A 21,572-nucleotide genomic window follows, 5' to 3' on the forward strand; every position below is an offset into this window, starting at 1 on the left:
CACGTCGGGGACGTAGGGTTAGCGTCCGGGTTCGTCGCCTTACGCGTTCGTTCGTTTGTCGGTGGCTGCGTAGACGCCGATTACGATGATGGCTGCCACAACCAGCATAGCCAGCAGCGCTGCGTACGAAACCAGGTAGGTGCCGAACGCTTCGGTCAAAAAGCCCGGAAGAAACGTGAAGATGAACCCGCCCAGCGCGTAGCACACCTGGAAGTTCTTGATGGTGCGCGTCTCCTTGCCGCGCGGCGCCAGCTCGATGGACCATACCGAAATGCCCACGGTGCCCAGCGACATGCCGATGCCGAACATCAGCACGCCCAGCCCGGCAAGCCCGGTGTTGCCCATATCCGACAGGCACAGCACCGCCGTGCCGGCGATGTACAGGGCGAAAAAGACCGCCGACCCGCGCTTGGTGCCGAAGCGGTCGAACGCCATGCCGCTGACCAGCTTCGCCACCGTCAAGCATGCGCCGTTGACGGCTACGAGCGTGGCGGCGCGCTCGGCGGAGAATCCCTCGGAGGTGAACAGCACGGCCAGGTAGTTGCCGCCGCCCACCGACACGCAGCCGATGATGATCATGGCTAGGAACAGAAGCGGCATGGTGCGCGGGGAAAGGTCGCGGTTGACGTGGCGCTTCCTTGCGCGCTCAAGCTGCTGGGCGCTTTTCTCCTGCTTGCGTTGCACCGCCTTCGGGCTTCCCTCGTAAGGGGTCAGGCCCATGTCGCGCGGGTCGTTTCGCAGCAGGGCGAACACCATCACGCCGATAATCAGGGCCAACGCCGCTTCTGCCCTGAACGCGGTTTGCAGGTCGAAGGCGCTGATGAGGGCAACCGCCGCGTTCGGGATGACGATGGCCGCCACGCCCGAGCCCACCGCGGCGACGCCGGCCACGGTTGCCACGTTCGCCCGGAACCACCGGTTGATCAGCATGGTCGAGGCGATCATGCCGCCGAAGCCGTAGCCCAGGCCCGTCAGCGCCGAGGCGCCGCACAGCATGCCGAAGTTGCTGCCGGCGATGGGGTACAGCGCGAAACCGGCGCTGACGCACAGCGTTGCCAGGAACGCGCCGATGCGGCAATCGACCAGGTCGTAGTAGCGACCGACCACGAGCATTGCCAGAAGCGACACGAACGTGCGCACCGACACGATGATCGACCCGCCCGAATGCCCGACGCCCGGCAGGTCGACCAGGTAGGGCTGGTACACGGAAAACGACGTGGAGGGCAGGCCCACGTTCGTGAACAATATCAGGAAGCAGCACACCGCCACCACGGCTTCGTAATGCTGCTTGATCTTGGCGAATAACATGCTTGGGAACCACCTTCGGGACGGTATTGCCATACCGCGCTTGGCGCGTACGGTTATCTAGCATAACGGGGTCATGTTTCAATCGGCGAAAAGCTGACGGAATCGCGATAATGCGACGGGAAGAGCCCGGCTTTTGCGGAAGCGCCAGGCTTCCGCAAAAGCCGGGGAAGCGGGAAGGGTGCTGTTGCGAACCATGTTTCAGGCTGGGCAAAACTGCGGAGCGCGTTTCCGTTCGCGTTCTTAGGTGGTTTTGCCCTTCGCCTTCGCGCTTGCCGGGAGATTTGCCCGATGCGCCCGAAGGCAACGTGTTACCCTTTTGCCTCGTGATTGAAATCGGGAGCATATCGCTTCGGTCGGCTGTGCGTGCGGCTCGGGCTTTTGCGGCGCGCGAGGCCGTGCTGGTCGTTGCCGTTGCGGCGGCCTTGGCGTCGTGCGCCCTTGTGCCGCCTGATGCCGGATATGCCGCATATGTTGATTGGCATACGCTGGCGCTGCTGTTCTGCCTGATGGCGGTGGTGGCGGGGTTCCGCTCGCTTGGCGTTTTGGATGCCGCGGGGGCGTGGCTGGTCGCGCGCGCCCGGACGCAGCGCGCCGTGGCTGGCGTGCTGGTCGGGCTTGCGTTCTTCGCCAGCATGGCGGTGACCAATGACGTTGCCCTTATCACGTTCGTGCCGCTGGCTTTGGTGGTTTTGCGCCGCGCAGGCATGGAGGGCCGCATGTGCCTGGTGGCCACGCTCATGACCATCGCGGCGAATCTGGGCAGCATGTTCACGCCCGTGGGCAACCCGCAGAACCTGTACCTGTTCACGGCCTCGGGCATGGGCGTTGGGGAGTTTCTGCAGCTCATGGGGCCGTATACCGCTGCATCCGCCGCGATGCTGGCGCTTGCATGCGCGCTGTGCTTCCGAGGTGGGGAAGTGCGTGGCGCCGGCGGCGTCGATACGTTCGCCGGTTTCCCCTTCCGCTCGCGTAAGCGGTTGGCGATGTATGGCGCGCTGTTCGCGTGCTGCTTGGCTGCGGTGCCCGGCGTGCTGGATGTTCGCGTTTTGCTGGCGTTGGTGCTGGTGGGCGTTTCCCTTTCGGACGCAAGCCTGTTGCGGCGCGTTGACTGGGGGCTGTTGGCCACTTTTGCGGCCCTGTTCGTGTTCGTGGGGAACATGGGCCGCGTTCCGGTTCTTCACGAGGCGCTTTCCGCGGCGGTGGGCAGCAACGCGCTGCTTGCCGCAGTAGGGGGCAGCCAGGTTATCAGCAACGTGCCGGCGGCGGTGCTGCTTTCGGGGTTCACCGATCAGTGGCAGGCGCTGATCGTAGGCACGAACCTGGGCGGTTTGGGCACGCTCATCGCGTCCATGGCAAGCCTCATCACGTTCAAGGCGGTCATGGTGGGACGCCTCGGCATCCGCGGCCGCTACCTGCTCGTGTTCACGGCCTGGAACGTCGGGTTCTTGGCGGTGCTGCTTGTGCTTGCTGCGGTTTTGGGGGTCGCGTAAGGGTTTATAGATAGCTGCCGGTTAGGCTGGCGGGGTTTTGGGCGATTTGCGCTGGGGTTCCGTGCGCCACTACGCGGCCGCCCGCTTGGCCGCCGCCCGGGCCCATGTCCACCACGTAGTCGGCGTTGCGGATGAAGTCCAGGTCGTGCTCGATCACCACCACGGTGGCGCCTTGCTCCACCAGGTGCTGGAACACGTTCAGCAGCGTGCGCACGTCGCGCGGGTGCAGGCCGATGGTGGGCTCGTCGAACACAAACAGCGCCCCGTCCTGGGCTTTGCCCATTTCGCTGGCCAGCTTCAGGCGCTGCGCCTCGCCGCCGGAAAGCGCCGGAGTGGCCTCGCCGAGCGTCAGATAGCCAAGCCCCAGGTCATGCAGCGTTTGCAGCATGGCGTGCGCTTTCTTCAGGCTGGCGCATGCGTCGAGCGCCTCGTCGATGCTCATGGCCATGAGCTGCGCGAGCGTGTGGCCGTTCCAGGTGATGGCATCGGCGTCGCCGCTGTAGCGACGGCCGCGGCAATCGGGGCAGGGGACGTCCACATCGGGAAGGAACTGCACGTCAAGCGACACCTGGCCGGTGCCGTCGCAGGTGGGGCAGCGCAGCTTGCCGGTGTTGTGGGAGAAGGCGCCCGCCTTCAGGCCCGCGGCTTTTGCCTCCTCGGTGCGAGCGAATGCGCGCCGCAGGTCGTCGAGCACGCCGCAGTAGGTGGCGACAGTCGAGCGCACGTTCGCGCCGATGGGCGTTGCGTCGATGAGCTGCGCGCGGATGATGCCGGCGGGGTCGATCCCGCGCACGCAGGCGGGTAGGGTTTCGCCTGTGTTTGCGCTGTTCAGCGCAGGAATCAGCTCTTCGAGCACCAGCGTTGTTTTGCCGCTTCCGGACACGCCGGTGACCGCTGTTAACCGGTTGACGGGCAGGTCGACCGACAGCGCGTGCACGGTGTGCAGCGGGCTGGTTTCCAGGTGGATGGTGCCATGGTCGAACAGCTGGCCCTCCGGGCGGCGGGGGCGCACGTTCGCCATGGGGTTTGCGGCCGCTGCGCTTGCGGGGGCCGCTGCGGCCGATACGGCCGCATGGTCGAGCTTCGGTTGCTCCGTTGAGGCGCCATGGCTTTCCGCCGTGCTTGCCGTGCTCGCCGCTGGCGGCTCGTCTGCGTCCGCGCAGCAAGCCGGGGTCGTTTCGCCTGCTGAGGCGGCCGCTCTTGTTTCTGCTTGCGAATGGGCGCCGATTTCACGGGCATACGCGAGCTCGGTCGCGGCGTTCCCCGCTTCGACAGCCGCCGGCAAGTATTTCCCGATCAGCGAGGTGCTGTCGGCCCGCAGCTCGGCTGGCGTTCCGCAGGCGACCACGTGCCCGCCGCCGGCTCCGGCTTCCGGGCCCATCTCCACCAGGTAGTCCGCCGCGGCCAGGATGCGCGTGTCGTGATCGACCATCACCACCGAGTTGCCGTCGGCCAGCAGGTCGCGCATGACGCCGAGTAGGCCGTCGATGTTGGCCGGGTGCAGGCCGATCGACGGCTCGTCAAGCACGTAAAGCACGCCGGTGGTGCGGTTGCGCACGGCGCGCGCCAGCTGTACGCGCTGGCGTTCGCCGGTGGACAGCGTGGAGCCCGCGCGGTCGAGCGACAGGTAGCCCAGCCCCAGCTCAAGCAGCCGTCGCGCCGTATGCTGGAACGACTCGCAGATGGAGACCGCCATGGGGCGCAGGTCCGGCGCCAGTGTTTCCGGGACGCCGTCTACCCAGGTCACAGCCTCGTCGAGCGTCATCTCGCACGCCTTCGCCAGGTTTATCCCGCGCACGATCGGGCCGCGCGCCGCCGCCGACAGGCGCGTCCCCTCGCAATCCGGGCACGGCCCTTCGGTCAGGAAGCGGGCCACGCGCGCCAGGCCCTTCTCGTCTTTTGCCTTTGCCAGCGCGTTCTCCACCGTGTAGACGGCGTTGTAGTAGGTGAAGTCGAGCTCGGCGAAGTTGTCGCCCTTCTTCGCCTTGTACAGGATGTGCTTTTTCTCGGCGGGGCCGTGGAAGACGATGTCGCGCTCCTCGGGCGTGAGCTGGGAAAACGGCACGTCAAGGCGCACGCCCATCTCGCCGCACACCTGCTTCATGAGGTCCCACATCAGGCTTCCCCAGGGAAGCACCGCGCCCTCGTTGATGGTTTTGCTCTCGTCGGGGACCAGCGCCGCCTCGTTCACGCGCCGCACGGTGCCGGTGCCGCCGCACGTGGGGCAGGCGCCGCCGCTGTTGAAGGCAAGGTCCTCCGCGCCGGGGCCGAAGAAGGTCTTTCCGCAGGTGGGGCACGTGATTGGCTGCTCGGCGGCCACCGACATGGAGGGCGGGGCGTAGGCGCCGCAGTGCGGGCACGGGTGGCTGCCCACGCGGCTGAACAGCAGGCGCAGGCTGTTCAGCAGCTCGGACATGGTGCCGAACGTGCTGCGTACGCCGGGGACGACTGGGCGCTGATGCAGCGCCAGCGCGGCGGGGACGTAGCGCACCTCGTCGACGTCGGCGCGCGCGGCCTGCCCCATGCGGCGGCGCGTGTACGTGGACAGCGCCTCCAGGTAGCGTCGCGAGCCTTCGGCGTACAAAACGCCCAGGGCCAGCGAGCTTTTCCCGCTGCCCGAGACGCCGCACACGCCCACCAGCTGGCCCAACGGGATGTCGACGTTCACGTTCCGCAGGTTATGCACGCGCGCCCCGCGCACCTCGATATGCGTAGGGCTGGCAGGCGCGATGCTGGTTCGGTTGGCAGACGGGTGGTTCATGGCGATGCCTTTCAGGCGACGGTGCGTTGCTGCCCTTCATTATAAAGCGAGCCCGGGGCGCGGGACGTGAGCGGGGGTGGTTGGGAAATGCGCAGCGAGGTGTTGCGTGTTGGTTCGTGCGTACCGGATCTTCTGGGCGGTTTTGCAGGCTGAATTTGCCTGAAGAGCCTTCGAGGCTCGGCGTTTGCCCAGGTCGGGCGCATCGCGCATCGGGGGAGCTGGCGAAAAACCGCACAGAACTCCAGGACCATGTCAAAATCCGCCCTGTTTTTCTGCGAAACCGCCCAGAACTCTATTTCTTTTGCATCCCGGCTATCGTCATCGCGCAAGCGGGTACGCGAATTTCGGACACTTAGCGCTACGTCCCCGAAGTGTCCGCCCTGAAGCATTGAGGCGAGAGGGCGGAAGGGCTGCGGGTAGTCTGTCCGAGCTGCCCTCTTGGGTGCGGGTCCCCGAGCCGCCTGGGTAAGGGACTTCTGGCCGGGGCACGGGTGTGGAGTATCCTGGGGGAACGTAAGGCATCTGCTGAACGCGGGACGCCTTGGGACGCGCCCCGTGCCCTTTCCCGGACAGTTAACGCTACGTCCCCGAAGTGTCTGAGGTGTGTGCTTGTTTGGTTGGGGGTGGTTGGCGCTTGTACAATGGGATCGACATCTACCGGGTCATCCAGACGAGAGGATATTCCTATGAGCAAAGTTTTGCTGGTCAACGGCAGCTCGCGGCAGGAGGGCAACACGTCGGTTGCGCTCGCCGAGGTTGCCGCCGCGCTTGAGGGGCACGGCATTGAGACGGAAACCATGTGGCTGGGCAACAAGCCCGTCAACGACTGCATCGCCTGCGGCAAGTGCGCCGAGCTGGGCGGGAAGTGCGTCATCGACAACGACGTGGTCAACGAGCTGATCGCCAAAGCGGCGCAGGTCGACGGCTTCGTCTTCGGCACGCCGGTGTACTACGCGCACCCCTCGGGCCGCATCCTGTGCGCGCTCGACCGCGCGTTCTACGCAGGCGGCGCGGCGTTTCGCCATAAGCCCGGCGCGGCGGTGGCCGTTGCGCGCCGCGGCGGCACCACGGCGTCGTTCGACGTGCTGAACAAGTACTTCACCTTCTGCGAGATGCCCGTCGTGTCGTCCACGTACTGGAACAACGTGCACGGGCGCCTGCCGGGCGAGGCCGCGCAGGACGCGGAGGGCCTGCAGACCATGCGCAACATCGGGCAGAACATGGCGTGGCTGCTCAAGTGCATCGAGGCCGGGAAGGCTGCGGGCATCGACGTCCCCGTCGCCGAGCGCGGCCAGATGACGAACTACATCCGCTAGTTCGGGCGGCTAGATGATGAACTGCATCCGCTAGCTCGCGCAGCCGGATCGCGAACCGCATGTGCTAGTTCGCGCGGCTCCCAGACCGTTATTTGACGCATTCGTGAAGCGCCGGCCTTGTGCCGGCGCTTCCGTGTTAAATCCGGGAATCCCTACGTTACATTTCGGAAATCTCGGGGAAATCCGCTGCAAAATGGGCCCGTATGGAAACTGCGGCGGTCGCGGCTGCGCCGCCGCTTGCGGAAACCGAATGTGCAAGGAGGCCCTTCGTGGCTAAGGTCAACCCGAATTACCAGAAACTTCCCGGCAGCTATCTGTTCTCCGAGATCGCCCGCCGTACCGCCGCTTATTCCGAGGCGCATCCCGAGGCGAAGCTCATCAAGATGGGCATCGGCGACGTCACGCGCCCGCTCGTCCCCGCCGTCATCGAGGCCATGCACGCCGCCGTCGAGGACATGGCGAAGTCCGAGACCTTCCACGGCTACGGCCCTGAGCAGGGCTACGATTTCCTGCGCGCCGCCATCGCCAAGCGCGACTTCCACGCGCTCGGCGTCGACATCGCCGATGACGAGATCTTCATCTCCGACGGCGCTAAGTCCGACTGCGGCAACATCGGCGACATCCTGGACATTGACAACGTGGTCGCCGTGTGCGACCCGGTGTATCCCGTGTACGTGGACTCCAACGCCATGGCCGGCCGCGCTGGCGACTACGACGAGGCCGCCGAGCGCTGGACGAACATCGTGTACATGCCCACCACCGCCGAGAACGGCTTTTGCCCAGCGCTGCCCGAGGGCCGCGCGGACGTCATCTACCTATGCAGCCCGAACAACCCCACCGGCACGGTGCTCAACGCCGAGCAGCTGAAGGCGTGGGTTGATTACGCCAACGCCAACGACGCCATCATCATGTTCGATGCCGCTTACGAGCGCTTCATCACCGAAGAGGGCGTGCCGCATTCCATCTACGAGGTTGAAGGCGCCAAGACCTGCGCCATCGAGTTCCGCTCGTTCTCCAAGACGGCGGGCTTCACCGGCGCGCGCTGCGGCTACACCGTGGTGCCCAAGGAGCTGGTCCGCGACGGCCAGAGCCTCAACGCCATGTGGAACCGCCGCCAATGCACGAAGTTCAATGGCGCCAGCTACATCATCCAGCGCGGTGCCGCGGCCATCTACACCGAGGAAGGCGAGCGCCAGATCGAGGAGACGCTGGCCTACTACCGCAACAACGCACGCGTGATCAAGGAAGGCCTCGAGGCCGCCGGCTTCACCGTGTACGGCGCTGTGAACAGCCCGTATATCTGGTGCAAGACGCCTGAGGGCGTGGGCAGCTGGGAGTTCTTCGACAAGCTGCTGACCGAGGCGAACATCATCACCACGCCGGGCGCAGGCTTCGGCCCCTCGGGCGAGGGCTACGTGCGCCTGACCGCCTTCGGCGATGCCGACGCCACGGTCGAGGCCATGGAGCGCATCCAGAAGCTCATGGCGGAGTAGGGGCAGCGGGCTGCCGCCCGTTGACGCATCATGCGGAGTCGCGAAGAAGAGGGGGCCGCAGGCCCCCTTCTTCGTATGCGCGAACATGATTGACGGTGTGAGTTTAACCGGTGTAAGTCGGTGACCGCACGGCGGAGTATAGGCTGCTGCCGTGAAAACAGTCCTAAAACTGTGCATTTTCTGCACAGTGATTGATTTGGTCATCATTTACGTCATAAACGCCACAGGTGGGGAATACGCAACGTCAGAGAATTATTTGTACTAAATTCTGTCTTCTCTTGCCGGCATCCCTCATTGGTTTTGCGCTCTCAGCCCACGCGGGTTCGACGTCCGCGTGGGCTTTCGATTTTCTTTGCTAGCAACCCTTGGCAGCGGCCTTTGCGCTGTCGCCTTGCGGAGCGCTTGCCGGCGCGCCGTCTGCGGGCGCGTCATCGCCGGCATAGCTGCGCTTCTTCAGCAGCATGGAAACCGCCAGCGCGGCAACCGCAAGCACCAGGGTGAACGTGAAGCCCCAGTGCACGCCGTTGGTGAACGCGACCGCGCCGCCTTCCGTGCTTGCCGCCTGGCCCATGCCCAACAGGCTGGTGGCGACGGCGGTGGCAACGGCGCCGAGCACCTGCTGCAGGGTGTTCATCATGGTGGAGCCGTCCGCGTTCATGCTGTGCGGCAGCGAGTTCAGGGCGCTCGTCTGGCTCGGCGACATGGCCAGCGGCACGCCGATCATCAGGATTACGTGAGCGCAAACCACATACGCGATGGGCGTTTCGGGCGTCGCCAGCAGGAACATCACCGTGCCGGCGATGGACAGGGCGAAACCGACGCGCGCCGGGATGCGGGCGCCGATGCGGTCGTACAGACCGCCGGCGATCACGGACACGATGCAATTCACCATGCCGCCGGGCAGCATGAGCATGCCGGTCATGGCAACGGGCAAAAGCATGCCGCTTTGGATGTATTGCGGCAACAGATACATGGCAGAAAGCGTGATGCCGAAGTTCAGCATCACCAGCGTCACGCCCACGCGGTAGCCCTGCTGGCAGAATACGCGCACATCAAGCACGGGAGTCTCCATGTGCAGCTGGCGATACACGTACGCGGCAATGCAGACCGCGCCGATGACCAGTGCGGACACCACTTCGACGCTGGTCCATCCGTACAGGCTGGCAAGCCCGGCGCCCAACACCACGCCACCGAATCCCAGGCACGAGAGCACGCACGAGAGCGCATCGACGCGCGGACGCGTCAGCTCGTAGGGGCTCACCAGGAACCTCGCTGCGAACACCATGGCCACGGCCAGCACCACGGCGAAGGTGAAGAAGATGAAGCGCCAGCTCAGAGCACCCAGGATAATGCCCGAGAGGGTTGGGCCGATGGCGGGGGCGAACATGATGATGAGCGCCGTCAAGCCCATGGCAGCGCCGATCTTCACCGGTGGGAACACCTCAAGCACCACGGCGAACATCATGGGCAGGACCAGGCCCGTGCCCACGCCTTGCACCAGGCGGCCCGCCAGCATCACCTCGAAGCTAGGGGCGAATCCGCTGATCAACGAGCCGACGAAGAACGCGCCCAGCGCGAACAGCGTGAGCTTGCGCACGCTGAACCACTTCATGAGTAGGCTGGCGAAAGGCAACACGATGCCGATGACCAGCATATATCCGATGACTACCCACTGCATGACGGCCATGTCGACGCCGAACGCCTCGGTCAGCTGCGGAAGCGCGATGTTAAGCGACGTCTCGCTGAACATGCCCGTGAAACCGCCCAGATACAGGCCCATCATGGTCAGGTAGGGATGCGCAACCTCGATGTGCGCCTTATGGGGATCAAAACCTTGCATACTGTTTTCCGTACATTCCTTTCCGACTTTTGCGCAGCGCCCGCACAGGCGAAACAGGCCCGGAAATACAAAAAAGCGGGGTCTGCAAAGGAAGCTTTCATCCTTTGCAGACCCCGCTTGCGGGCGCTGCTGACTACCACTAATTGCTTTTAGCCTAGCAGAAACTACCCTCGTTTCGTAAGCGTTGAAATTGTGGAGAAGCGAAAAGCGCCTCCCGTGGGGGGAGGCGCTTCGTTCGAGTTCGCTTGGTGCTAGGCGAGCTCGATGGGATAGCTGGCGATGGTCTCGTAGCTGTCGTTGTCCATCAGGCTGATGGTGCCGGCGACGTTCTTCATGGCGTCGATGTCGGTAACCTTGGTGCTGTCGAAGTAACCGAAGGTCTCGGCGAACATACCGGGCTTGACGGTCTCGGTCAGGGTGAAGTCGACCATCTGGCCGTCGACGCTGAAGGTGCCATACTCGGCCATGAACAGGACGGTCTTGTCGGCGGTCTTGTTCTCAACCTTGAAGGTGTAGCCGCAGTCGTCGAGCCAATCCTGCTTCTTGTTCAGCACGGTGATGGTGCAGTTCTCATCGTCGACGAGCACCTTGTCAACGGCGACGGTGTTCTTGTCGGAGGTGGTTGCGGCCTTTGCGTCGCCCGCAGTGCCGCTGGTCTTGACCTCGCCGCGCTCGAACGTCATGGCGTAGCCGTCGTCGGTCATCTGCAGCTTACCGTCGGTGATGGTTGCGGTGATGGGGCTGCCATCGATGGTGAACTTGGCTTCCGTGGCGCTCTTGGCCTCCCACGTGCCATCAAGGGGCTCGCCGAACATGACGAGAGCACAGGTGCCGTCCTCGTTAACGTTCAGGCCCACGCTCATGCCGAACGCGTCGAGCATGGCGATGTCCTCAGCGGTGGCCTCTTCGCCGTCGGACACCATGCCCGCCAGCTTCCACGATCCGATGAACGCCTCTTTCGCGTCCTTGTCGTTGGTCGCGCCGCCACCGCCGCAGCCGGTAAGTGTCAAGCACAGCGTCATCGCGCATGCTACCAACGCGCATACCAATAGCTTCCTCTTCATGTCCCTCACTCCCTTTCTTGTTGATGCTCCTATGGCGAACCTTCGGTCCCATGCCGAAGGCGTGTGCCCTGCTTACGCGCTTGCCTCAAATCAACCCGGCGGGCGCTTATCCCATCGCGCCGCCGCAGTACTCGCAGCGTCCTTGCGCATCGGGGACGGTGGTGGCGCCGCAGAACGGGCAGGTTTGCGCGGTTTTCGGCGCCGCGGCTGCCGCCGCCTGCTCGCGAACGGTCTCGCGAAGCTGCGTGAGCGCCTCGCGAATCTGCTGCGCCTGACGCTCCGCCTCGCGGTATTCCACGGAATTGCGTTCCTCGATGCGGTAGTCGTTGACCTTGAACGTGATCTCATTGAAGTACGGCGAGTTCACGTGGATGGTGACGTACACGTCGTAGTCGATGTCGTAGCGTGGCGGGTCGTAGCTTTGCGAATGACCCTCGTCGTCTTTCCAGGTGAGCTCGTTGCGGGTTTCGCGAATCTCGGTGTCGCAGCCCGTGACCTGGGAAAAGTCCATGACATCGGGGTTTGCGTCGCGCCAACGGGAATTGCGCGTGACAATGAAGCGCTTCGCATCCTCGTCGAGCATCACCTTCATGTCGCAGCCGAGCGTGCGCGTGACGTTGAGCTCCGCCACCTTCTGCCGATTGGCCTCGCGGTACTCAAGCTGCTCGGCGATCTGCTCGACGGTGCTCGCGCGTCGGTCGCTGAAAAACGGCGACAGCTTGCCCGCGCACTCCTTGCACAGGTTGCCGTCCTCAAGCTTGCGATTGCCCAGAAGCCCAATCTCGCCGCCGCAGATGCTGCAGGTTTTCTTTTCGAACATCTTTCCGAACAGCCCCATGTCGCGCCCCCTTTCGTCGTCTCCAACTCCGTACCCCGATAATGGCAGAAGCGGGGAAGGCGAAGAAGCGCCCTACGGCTCGAAAAGGGGTGCAAAAGCGGACCGAGCGGCTCAGGTTACCGTTCAGGAGGCCGAAAAAGCTTGCGTTATGCGTCGGGGTTTTTGGGCGGGTGCGTGGGAAGGGGTGCGCGAAAGTCTAGCAGGGCGGAGCTTTCGTCATGTGCCGTGCGTCTCGCGCGAATGACGGGAACGGGACGCGCGGAAGCTAGGGCGCGCCCAGCTTCGCATCAGTGCCCGAATAGCGGCAATTTTGCGCCCCTATTCCTCAGATTGCTCGGTGTTGCGGCCCATGCCGGGGATGATGAGACCGCTGGAAACCGCGTGCACGGCCAGGCGCAGGATGTTGTCGTAGCCGGTTTTTGCCAAGATCTCGGAGATGTGGCGCTTCACGGTGCCTTCAGAAAGGTACAGCTCCTGTGCGATTTCCTTGCGCGTTTTCGTCTCGCACACCAGGCGCAGGATGTCGATCTCGGTTTGCGAGAGCGCCGCGGCGCCGGAAAGCGCGTTGGATTGGGGGCGCGGGAACGTGGAATAGCCCTCCATGGTGGAGCGGATGACGGCGATGAGCTCGGCCGTGCCCACGTTCTTGTACACGAAGCTGTCCACGCCGGCGGCGCGGGCCTGCTCGACGAACGTGATCTCGGGCATGCCCGTCATGATGACCACGCGCACGTCGGGGTGCGCCTCCTTGATGGCGGCGGCCGCGACGATGCCGCTGGAATCGTTTTCCGTGCACACGTCCAAAAGCGCTAGGTTTGCGTGGTGCTTCTCGACCGCGGAGAGGGCGTCGGCCGCATCGGCGATGGCCGCCACGACGTGCATGTCATCCTGCATGTCGATGGCGCACGCGAGCGAATCGCGCAGCATGGCTTGATCTTCGGCGATGACCATGTCGATCATGGCGTCCCCCTGGGCTAGAAGGCGGTCCCTGCATATCGCCGGAACAGCGGCGATACCCTCTATTCTACCGTGGAACCACCGCTTCTAGGGTGAAAGGCTGGGTGGCCGTCACCTGGCAGGTGCCGCCGACCGCGCCAACGGCCTCTCGCATGCTGGGAAGGCCCGTTCCCTCGCGGAAATCGCTGGGACCCGCCAGGCCGTCGTTGGTTACACGCAGCGTGTACGAGCTGTCGCTTTCCTCGAAGGCGATGCGCACGTTATGGGCCTGGCCGTGCTTGACTGCGTTGGTGGCGGCTTCGCGGCAGATGGTGACGAACGCCTCGGCCACGGCGGGCGCTTTGGGCAGGCTGCCGATCTGCTCGATGCGCACGCCAACCAGCTCGAACGCGCTCACGATGGAGACCAGCTCGGTGGGAGATTGCTCGTCGTCGGCGCGGCCGAGGTCCTCCATCATGCTGCGCACCAGGTCCGTGACCTGATCGAGCACCTGGGGATTGCTGCTGCCGTCCTCAAGGTAGCGGTGCAGGATGGAAAGGCGCTGGCCGATGGTGTCGTGTACGCGCGCCTTCATGTGCAGCATGGCCTCGTTGCGCGCGACCTCGCGAACGCCCGCAAGCGATTCCTCCAGTTCGCGGTTCGCCTGCTCAAGCAGGTCGTTCGTGCGCGCGATGGTGGTGTTGAGCTGCTCCTCCTCCGTGACGTCGATGGCGGTCAGGCGGCGGTAGGTCTTGCCGTTGACCTCGGCGGTGTCGCGCTTGAACAGGCGCACGTTGCCTTCCCCGACCTGGATGCGCACGCCTTCGGGCAGCACGTCGTTTATGGGCGCCGCGCCGCGTTTCGCGATTTTGCACAGGTTCTCCCACAGCATGCTGACGTCGGACAGGTCGGTGGCGAAGCCGAGCTCCATGAGACACCACCGCATGGCGTCGTTCATGTACAGCACGCGGCCGCTCCGCTCGGCCATGGCCAGGCCCTCGGGCAGGCGATCGATGGCCTCGATGGCGGAAAGCCGCGTGATGCTGTTGCGGAATCGCCGGATATCCAAGATCAGCCCCGCGCTCACGCGGAACGTCAGGAACGCGGCATCGGCTATGAACAGGTACGGCGCGAAGGCCCCGGCGGCATCGATAACGGGCGGCGAACACAGGGCGAAAAGCGCGATCTCCCAGGTCATCACCGGTTTACGATAACGAATGGCAAGCGCTAGCCCCATGACGGCCAAGGCCAGGTTGAACCAGAGCAGCGCGCTTAAGGGCAGCGCCGTTATGCGCAGGTGTAGCAGCAGGGTGCCGTGGTTCGCGTATGCTGACAGCATGGTGGCGGTGGCAAGATACAGGTGCACCACCAGCAGCGCCTCGTACACGGTGGCCACCGATACCGGACGGCCGCTTTTGCGTGCGCCTAGGAACAGCACATGCAGCGTCTGCGCGGCGCTCAGCAGGAAGAACACGGCCGTAAGCGTTGCCACCACGGGGATCTTCGTGAACAGCAGGTCTCCCATTATGCGACCCCCTCGCCTTCGCTCACGCGCACGGCCAGCGTCGCGCCTGCGGGCGCGACATCAAGGGAGAAGCTGACGTCGCGGAGCTCGAGGACCCGGCGCAGCTCCTCAAGGGAGCGTGTGTAGCCTTCGGTTTGCGCCGACTCCTCGGCCTCCAGGGCGGCGCGCATCTCCACGACGCGCTGCTTCCCGGTGCCCGGGCCTTCGCCGGCTTCGACCTTGTCGCTGACGAACAGCATGAGGATGGGGTTGTTCGCCGCGAACGCCGCCGCCGCGAAATCGTACAGGCAGTCGTAGAGCACGCTTACCGTGGACGCGGCCAGCACGCGCTTGACGTCCACGAGCGCGGCGCAATCGATGCCTAATGTGCGCAGGTCGGAGGCCGTTTCGTTGAACACCAGCTGAAGGCGTTCGCGGTTGAACGCCGGGTCGCTTTTCCCTGCCAGCACCAGGCCGCCCTTGCGCTTGCAGTACGCGATGAGCAGCTTGACCTCGGTGAGCCGCTCGCGCCGCTGCGCCAGGCTTTGCGGGTCGTTGCCGCGGGGGAGGTCGGAGAGAAGCTCGTCGATGCGGCGGGTCTTCGCCGCAAGCGTCTGCTCGATCTCGTCGACCAGCGCGCGCTCCTGCTGCGTGCGGTACAGCACGCTGTCGATGGCGTGGCGATGCTTCAGCAGCTCGTTGTGCGCCCGCAGGCTGTCCCTTCGCTGCTCGAGCGTTTCCCGCCGTTCGTCGATGGCGGTGACGTCCTCTGCCAGCAGCGCCGAGCCGCCGGTGACGTTGTAGCCTCGAAACATCGTATGAGGGACCGCCGTGGTGCGGAAGCTCGAGATGCTCCGGCGGGGAAGGCCGGACTGCAGGAACATGGGATGCAGCGTGTCGTCGTTGTCGCTTGGGTGGAACTGCGCGGTGTGCAGCGCAACCTCGCCGGTGCGCGAAAGGATGCGCAGGTTGAACGGAAGCGCGGAGAACATGGACTCGCTCCAGTAGTATGAAGGAAGTATCCCCAGGTCAAGAGCTATCTCAAGGCAGGATATCAGCAGAATGCTGTACACGAGCGCAAGGTTGGAGCCGATCAGGAACCGCAGGATGTAAAGCACCGTGTACACCCCGAGCACGCCCACGACAAGGGCCATGGGCACGAACGCGCTGCGCAGCTGTCGGCGCGCCGCGGCGAACGAGCAGGCGAAGAACAACGCGATCTGCGCGATGATCCAACCGAGCACCACCCAATACCCCGGGCCGTATGTGTAGCTGCCCGACCACAACGGGTCGTCGAACGAGAAGCGGAACACCACGTGGTGCAGGTTGTTCGTGAGCACCAGCAGGATGAGCGCCGCGTCGATGGCCAGGATGGCCCGTTTCGCGTAACCTGTGACGGTCCTGCGGTCGAGCGCCGCGGCGCGCATGGCGCTGAACAGGCTGAACGTGCTGGTCAGCAGCATGGGCACGTAATAGAGGTACCACATGATGGAAACCAGATGGTCGTTGCCGGTAGGGTATTTAAGCGTGACGATGAGCAGCCAGGCGACGCACAGGGCGGCGTTGGCCTTCAGATAGCGCGCGATCTGCGCGTCGGAACAGCGCAGGTGGATGGTGAACCCCCAGGCAGCCAGCAAGGGGGCCATTGCCAGCATGAAGCCCGTCGACCTTGATGCGCCGGTGGGCATGCCGTGCAGGTTCGGCGTGGCGAAGGAGCCTGCGGCCTGTAGCGCGGCGAGCACGAGCCCCAGCACGGCGCCGGCGATGGCGCACGCGATCAGCACGCGCTTACGGTCGATATCCATGGCCGCCTTCCCCTTCCCGCTCGGTCGTTTCGGCTCATTGTACGCGCTCGATTCGGCTTTGGCCCTCGGATCGCAAAGTCGGGCCGCGGGTTGCTGAAATGCGGCTGAAAATGGGACAGCATGGCGCTCTTGGAACGCCCGGCTTTGGTAAGCTGTTACCAGAGGTTTTCTCCACATACGCATTCGGGAAAGGGGAAAAAGCCATGGCCCAAGAATCGGTGAACTATCAATGTCCGAACTGCATGGGACCGCTGCGCTACAAGGGCGATAGCGGCTTGCTCGAGTGCGAATTCTGCGAATCGACGTTCACGCCGGCCCAGGTCGAGGAGGCGTACGCGGCCAAGCAGCGTGAGGCCGACGAGAAGGCGGAGGCCGCGGCCGCACGTGCCGAAGCCGGCGAGCAATCAAGCTTCGAGCGCATGGCCGACGAGGCCGCCGGGGCGTCGTCGGTGGTCACCGAGGACGTCATCGACGCTGCCGTGGCGGTGGGCGCCCAGGCCGACAGCTCTATCGCGTCGTACCTCTCGCGCGCCAGCTGGAACGATGAGGAGCGCGCGGGTATGCGCACGTACCTGTGCTCATCGTGCGGCGCTCAGCTGACGTCCGACGCTACCACCGCCATCCAGGAATGCCCGTACTGCGGCAACCAGGCCATGGCGCCCGGCTCGTTCGTGGACACCGCCAAGCCCGACCTGGTCATCCCGTTCAAGCTGGACAAAGCCGCCGCCGAGCAGACGCTTACCGAGTACTACAAGGGCAAGAAGTTCCTTCCGAAGGAATTCGCCGCACAAAACCGCATCGCCCATGTGCAGGGCGTGTACGTGCCGTTCTGGCTTTACGACGGATCGGCCAGCGGCGAGGGCACCTTCGAGGCGCGCAATATACGCACCTGGCGCGAGGGCAAGTACGAGGTCACGGAAACCCACGTGTACAACGCGTGGCGCCAGGGCTCGTCGGAGTTCACGCGCATCCCCGCCGACGGTTCGGCGAAGATGCCCGACGAGCACATGGACGCCATCGAGCCGTTCGACTACGACGAGCTGACCCCGTTCTCGGTGGCTTACCTGCCCGGCTTCTCCGCCGAGCGCTACGACCAGGATTCCGACGCGTGCTGCCATCGCGCGGTGCGCCGCATGGAGAACACGCTGGCCGACCAGCTGCGCGACACCGTCACCGGCTACGACCAGGTCGACCCGGCAGACGTGGACGCCGAGGTGTCGTTCTCCGAGATCAAGCAGGCGCTGCTGCCGGTGTGGATGCTGCACACGCGCTGGAAGGACAAGGACTTCCTGTTCGCCATGAACGGCCAGACGGGGCGCTTGGTGGGCGATCTGCCGGTATCGCCGCTGAAGGTGGTGCTGTGGTTCCTGGGCATCTTCCTGGTGGTCGGCGCCGTCATGCTGGGTGTGGACTTCGGTTTCATCCAGTTCGACGACACCGTCACCCGCGTGGGCGTCGACGCGGGCGTGCCGCTGGTCGTGGCAGCAGGCACATGCATCTACTTCTATTCGCAGATGAAAACGGCGGTGGAGCAGCGCAGCGCGCATGCGTACGTGGTCAACGGCAGTTTCGACTTAACGGGCAGCGACGACACGTTCGTCACCTCGTACCAGACGCGCACGCTTGTGGAAACGGATGACGACGACAAGCGGTAACCGATTTTCACCGGTTGCGAACGGCGCCGATCGTCGCTTCCGTAACGGAACGGCCGGCGCCGCAGGCGATCGGGTATAACCAAGCTTAATCGAACAGGTTTTGGGATAACGAACGAACAGGCAGCATCGGAGAAGGAGGACATCATGGGTTTGATCAAAGCGGGTATCGGAGCTGCAGGCGGCGTGCTGGCCGACTCTTGGCGCGAGTACTTCTACTGCGATTCGCTTGAGGCCGACGTGCTGTGCGCGAAGGGCCAGAAGCGCATCTCGGACAAGGGCCGCAGCTCGAATACCAAGGGCGAGAGCAACATCATCTCAGACGGCTCGATCATCGCGGTGAACGAGGGCCAGTTCATGATCATCGTCGAGCAGGGCGCCATCGTGGACGCTTGCGGCGAGGCGGGCGAGTTCGTGTTCGATAAGTCCACCGAGCCCAGCCTGTTCTTCGGCGAGTCCGGCACGCTGGGCGATCGCATCAAGAAGTCCTTCGAGCGCGTGGGCGCGCGTTTCTCCTTCGGCGGCGACACGGGCAAGGACCAGCGCGTGTACTTCTTCAACGCGAAGGAGATCGTGGGCAACAAGTACGGCACGGCCCAGCCGGTGCCGTTCCGCGTGGTGGACGCCAACATCGGCCTTGACGTGGACATCTCCGTGCGCTGCAACGGCGAGTACTCCTACAAGATCGTCGACCCGCTCATGTTCTACAAGAACGTCTGCGGCAACGTGGAGGAGCCCTACACGCGCGACAAGATCGACTCGCAGCTGAAAAGCGAGCTTTTGACCGCGCTGCAGCCGGCGTTCGCGAAGATCAGCGCCATGGGCGTGCGTTACTCGGCCGTGCCGGCGCACACCACCGAGCTTGCCGACGCGTTGAACGAGGTGCTGTCGGAGAAGTGGGGTCAGCTGCGCGGTCTGCAGGTGGCAAGCTTCGGCGTGAACGCCATTGCGGCGTCCGAAGAGGACGAGCAGATGATCAAGGACCTGCAGAAGGCCGCGGTCATGCGCGACCCGAACATGGCGGCTGCCAACCTGGCGGCTTCGCAGGCCGACGCTATGCGCACGGCGGCCGCGAACGAGAACGGCGCCATGATGGGCTTCATGGGCATGGGCATGGCCAACGCGGTTGGCGGCATGAACCCGCAGGGCCTGTACGGCCAGGGCGGCAGCGCCCCGCAAAGCCAGTATCCCGTGGCGGCGGGCGGCGGCTTCGCGGCTCCTACCCCCGAGCCCGCTCCCGCGGCTGCGCCGGCGGCGGCACCTGCTGCAGGTGGCGATGCGTGGACGTGCTCCTGCGGCGCCTCCAACACCGGCAAGTTCTGCAGCAACTGCGGCAGCCCCAAGCCCGAGCCGCCCGCGGCAGCCGGTGAGTGGACCTGCTCGTGCGGTGCGAAGAACACCGGCAAGTTCTGCAGCAACTGCGGCAGCCCCAAGCCCGCAGGCGACGGCGGCTGGGATTGCCAGTGCGGCCAGCACAACACCGGCGCGTTCTGCAGCAACTGCGGAACGAAGCGCCCGTAAGGCGGCTAGCGCGAGACGCGCGAAGCGGGGCATCGGTCCCGACCCGCGCGGCCAAGCGCGATACGCAAACTTGATGGCGGCGCCCGTATATCATGCGGGCGCCGCTTTTTGCGGGTAGGCTCCCTTCACCAACGATGCGCCGTTCGTGGCGCTTGAACCGTTGCCGGGGCATGCTTAGAGCCCAATCGGCTACTTCGCAACGCCTAGCTTAGGGAGGGTTGCGAGCATGACGGTGCCGCGGTTGGAGCTGTTCTCGATTTCGATCGTGCCACCATGAAGCGTCGCGATTTCCCATACCAGCGACAGACCTAACCCTACGCCCCCATATTCCCTGCTGCGAGACTTGTCGATGCGGAAAAACGGCTGGAATACGCTGTCTCGGTGCTGTTCGGGGATTCCGAAACCCTCGTCTTTGGTGCGGATGAGAACGCGATCGTCTTCCTCGTCGATGGTCACGTCGATCGTCGAGGCGGGACGGCTGTAGCGAATCGCGTTCTCCGCAAGGTTGAACACCATCCGATACATCAATGGGTCACTGCCGATTACCAGACTGTTTCCGTGACAGGCGAGGGCGATGCCCTTTTGGTCGGCGAGCGGGGCGAGGTCTGCTAGCACCTCCTCGATCAGGGCCGCGAGCTCGATTTCGTCGTTGCAGGGGATGGTGCGCAGCTCGCTCATTTCGAGCAATGTGCTCGTCATGTTCGACATTCTCTCGGTTTGCTCGCGCAGCAGCTTAAGGAGGTCGTTGGTCGCGGGCGGTACGTCAGGGTGCTCTATTGCGAATAGCTCCATTTGGGCCTGCATGAGCGCCAGCGGTGTGCGCAACTCGTGCGCGGCGTTGCCGGAAAACTGGCGTTGCGCGGCGAAACCCGCATCAAGGCGATTTATCATGCCGTTGAACGATTCGCTGAACATTTTGAATTCCGGAAGCACGTCTTCGCTGATTTTCGAATCGGCGAGATTCCCCGGTTGCACGTGTTCGATTTGCGCGGCGAAAGCCCGTAGGGGTCTGAGTGCGCGGCCGCTTGCAAAATATGCGAGCACGCCTCCGATAAGCGTTACCGCAGCGGTAATGCACCAGCTTGTAGCGCCGAACGACTTTTGCGCGTCGCTCACCACGATCGTCAGTTCATTGCCGATGCCCTCGCTTCCTGGATCGAATGACTTGGGAACATCCTCGTTCACGTTGCTATAAGCCGATACCTCGCTGCCGATCTCATCCATATATTGCATTCCGGAATAGCCGACAAGTAAGTTCATCGATAGGCAGGCCGCGCAGACGAGGGCGGCCGTCATCAACGTGATGCGCCATTGCAGTGAAAGGTCCTTCATTCGCGTTCCTCCATCACGTAGCCTTGCCCTATGCGGTTGCTGATAGGATCGTGCCCGAGCCCTTCGCGCAGCTTCTTCCTGAGCGCCGACATATGGACCCTGGCTGAATTGCTGAAGCTGTTCGCGTTGCAGTCCCACACGTGCTCGAGGAGCTCCTCCTGGCTAACCGGTCGCCCTTGGTTGAGCATCAGGTACTCCAATATGCCCGTTTCCTTTCGAGTCAGGGAAAGGGATCGATTGTTTGCGCAAGCCTTACGAGAGCTTGTGTCAAAAGAAAGGGTTCCGCAGGTCAGCACAGTGTTGTCTTGAACAAATCGCCTGCGGGTCAGGCTTCGTATCCTGGCCGCGAGCTCTTCTAGGTGAAACGGTTTTGTCAGGTAATCGTTGGCCCCGGCGTCCAAGCCGCCTACCTTATCAGCGATGTCGCATCGCGCCGACAAGATCAGCACCTTCGTGTCGTGGTCGGTTTCCCGAAGCATTTCAAGCACTGTCATGCCATCCGCTTCGGGAAGGTTCAGGTCGAGCACGACCAGGTCGAAGGTTTCGATGGCGAGCAGGTCTATGGCCGTTTGCCCATCATGGCAGCAATCGACGCTATAGGCAAGATGGCGAAGGCTGCGGGCGATCGCGTCGCACAGCGCCTTTTCGTCCTCGACAACCAAAATACGCATATCGGGCCTCCGGCTCATACGTGTTGTTCCTTAACGCGGAT

General features: G+C 64.0%; 15 protein-coding genes. 5 read left to right on the plus strand and 10 right to left on the minus strand.

The features are described from left to right. Positions 1-39 precede the first annotated feature (39 nt). Positions 40-1,308 carry an MFS transporter gene (locus Q0D52_RS01745; RefSeq protein ID WP_294379812.1) on the minus strand — a complete coding sequence of 423 codons (1,269 nt, stop codon included), beginning with the start codon at positions 1,306-1,308 and terminating at the stop codon, positions 40-42. A gap of 359 nt (positions 1,309-1,667) precedes the next feature. Here Q0D52_RS01745 and Q0D52_RS01750 point away from each other — a divergent pair, with 359 nt between their 5' ends. Beyond that, positions 1,668-2,798, plus strand: a complete 1,131-nt coding sequence (locus Q0D52_RS01750; protein WP_294379813.1) for an SLC13 family permease — start codon at positions 1,668-1,670, stop codon at positions 2,796-2,798. 4 nt (positions 2,799-2,802) lie between these two features. On the opposite strand, the gene Q0D52_RS01755 is transcribed toward Q0D52_RS01750, so the two are convergent. Then, positions 2,803-5,559 carry an ATP-binding cassette domain-containing protein gene (locus tag Q0D52_RS01755; RefSeq protein ID WP_294379814.1) on the minus strand — a complete coding sequence of 919 codons (2,757 nt, stop codon included), beginning with the start codon at positions 5,557-5,559 and terminating at the stop codon, positions 2,803-2,805. 686 nt (positions 5,560-6,245) lie between these two features. On the opposite strand from Q0D52_RS01755, the gene Q0D52_RS01760 reads away from it, so the two are divergent. Then, positions 6,246-6,875: a flavodoxin family protein gene (locus Q0D52_RS01760; protein ID WP_294379815.1), complete on the plus strand. Its 630-nt coding sequence runs from the start codon at positions 6,246-6,248 to the stop codon at positions 6,873-6,875. Between the two features lie 269 nt (positions 6,876-7,144). Next, positions 7,145-8,368 (plus strand): LL-diaminopimelate aminotransferase, encoded by a 1,224-nt coding sequence (locus tag Q0D52_RS01765; RefSeq protein ID WP_294379816.1) that lies wholly within the window; start codon positions 7,145-7,147, stop codon positions 8,366-8,368. Positions 8,369-8,723: 355 nt separating this feature from the next. Here Q0D52_RS01765 and Q0D52_RS01770 read toward each other — a convergent pair whose 3' ends face one another. The 6 genes from Q0D52_RS01770 to Q0D52_RS01795 form a co-directional block, all read right to left on the minus strand. Further along, entirely contained in the window at positions 8,724-10,208 is a 1,485-nt protein-coding gene (locus tag Q0D52_RS01770) for a DHA2 family efflux MFS transporter permease subunit (RefSeq protein WP_294379817.1), read from the minus strand. Between the two features lie 251 nt (positions 10,209-10,459). Beyond that, the gene (locus Q0D52_RS01775) at positions 10,460-11,272 is read right to left on the minus strand and encodes a hypothetical protein (RefSeq protein ID WP_294379818.1); all 813 of its coding nucleotides are present in this window, start codon (positions 11,270-11,272) and stop codon (positions 10,460-10,462) included. Positions 11,273-11,378: 106 nt separating this feature from the next. Then, positions 11,379-12,110: a DUF4428 domain-containing protein gene (locus tag Q0D52_RS01780; protein ID WP_294361716.1), complete on the minus strand. Its 732-nt coding sequence runs from the start codon at positions 12,108-12,110 to the stop codon at positions 11,379-11,381. Positions 12,111-12,428: 318 nt separating this feature from the next. After that, on the minus strand, positions 12,429-13,070 hold the full coding sequence (locus Q0D52_RS01785; RefSeq protein ID WP_294379819.1) for a response regulator transcription factor: 642 nt from the start codon (positions 13,068-13,070) through the stop codon (positions 12,429-12,431). 64 nt (positions 13,071-13,134) lie between these two features. Continuing rightward, positions 13,135-14,571 (minus strand): sensor histidine kinase, encoded by a 1,437-nt coding sequence (locus Q0D52_RS01790; protein WP_294379820.1) that lies wholly within the window; start codon positions 14,569-14,571, stop codon positions 13,135-13,137. Further along, complete coding sequence (locus Q0D52_RS01795; RefSeq protein ID WP_294379821.1) at positions 14,571-16,355, minus strand: hypothetical protein; 1,785 nt, start codon at positions 16,353-16,355, stop codon at positions 14,571-14,573. Before Q0D52_RS01795 ends, Q0D52_RS01790 begins: the two co-directional genes overlap by 1 nt. A 203-nt stretch (positions 16,356-16,558) precedes the next feature. On the opposite strand from Q0D52_RS01795, the gene Q0D52_RS01800 reads away from it, so the two are divergent. Both Q0D52_RS01800 and Q0D52_RS01805 read left to right on the plus strand, forming a co-directional pair. Then, the gene (locus Q0D52_RS01800; protein ID WP_294379822.1) at positions 16,559-18,010 is read left to right on the plus strand and encodes a hypothetical protein; all 1,452 of its coding nucleotides are present in this window, start codon (positions 16,559-16,561) and stop codon (positions 18,008-18,010) included. Between the two features lie 144 nt (positions 18,011-18,154). Next, positions 18,155-19,528, plus strand: coding sequence for an SPFH domain-containing protein (locus Q0D52_RS01805; protein ID WP_294379823.1), 1,374 nt, complete (start codon positions 18,155-18,157; stop codon positions 19,526-19,528). Between the two features lie 189 nt (positions 19,529-19,717). Here the strand turns inward: Q0D52_RS01805 and Q0D52_RS01810 are convergent, their stop codons facing one another. Both Q0D52_RS01810 and Q0D52_RS01815 read right to left on the minus strand, forming a co-directional pair. Continuing rightward, on the minus strand, positions 19,718-20,860 hold the full coding sequence (locus tag Q0D52_RS01810) for a HAMP domain-containing sensor histidine kinase (protein ID WP_294379824.1): 1,143 nt from the start codon (positions 20,858-20,860) through the stop codon (positions 19,718-19,720). Beyond that, complete coding sequence (locus Q0D52_RS01815) at positions 20,857-21,531, minus strand: response regulator transcription factor (protein ID WP_294379966.1); 675 nt, start codon at positions 21,529-21,531, stop codon at positions 20,857-20,859. Before Q0D52_RS01815 ends, Q0D52_RS01810 begins: the two co-directional genes overlap by 4 nt. Positions 21,532-21,572 lie beyond the last annotated feature (41 nt).

This window comes from uncultured Senegalimassilia sp. (assembly GCF_934630535.1).
Taxonomy (GTDB): domain Bacteria; phylum Actinomycetota; class Coriobacteriia; order Coriobacteriales; family Eggerthellaceae; genus Senegalimassilia.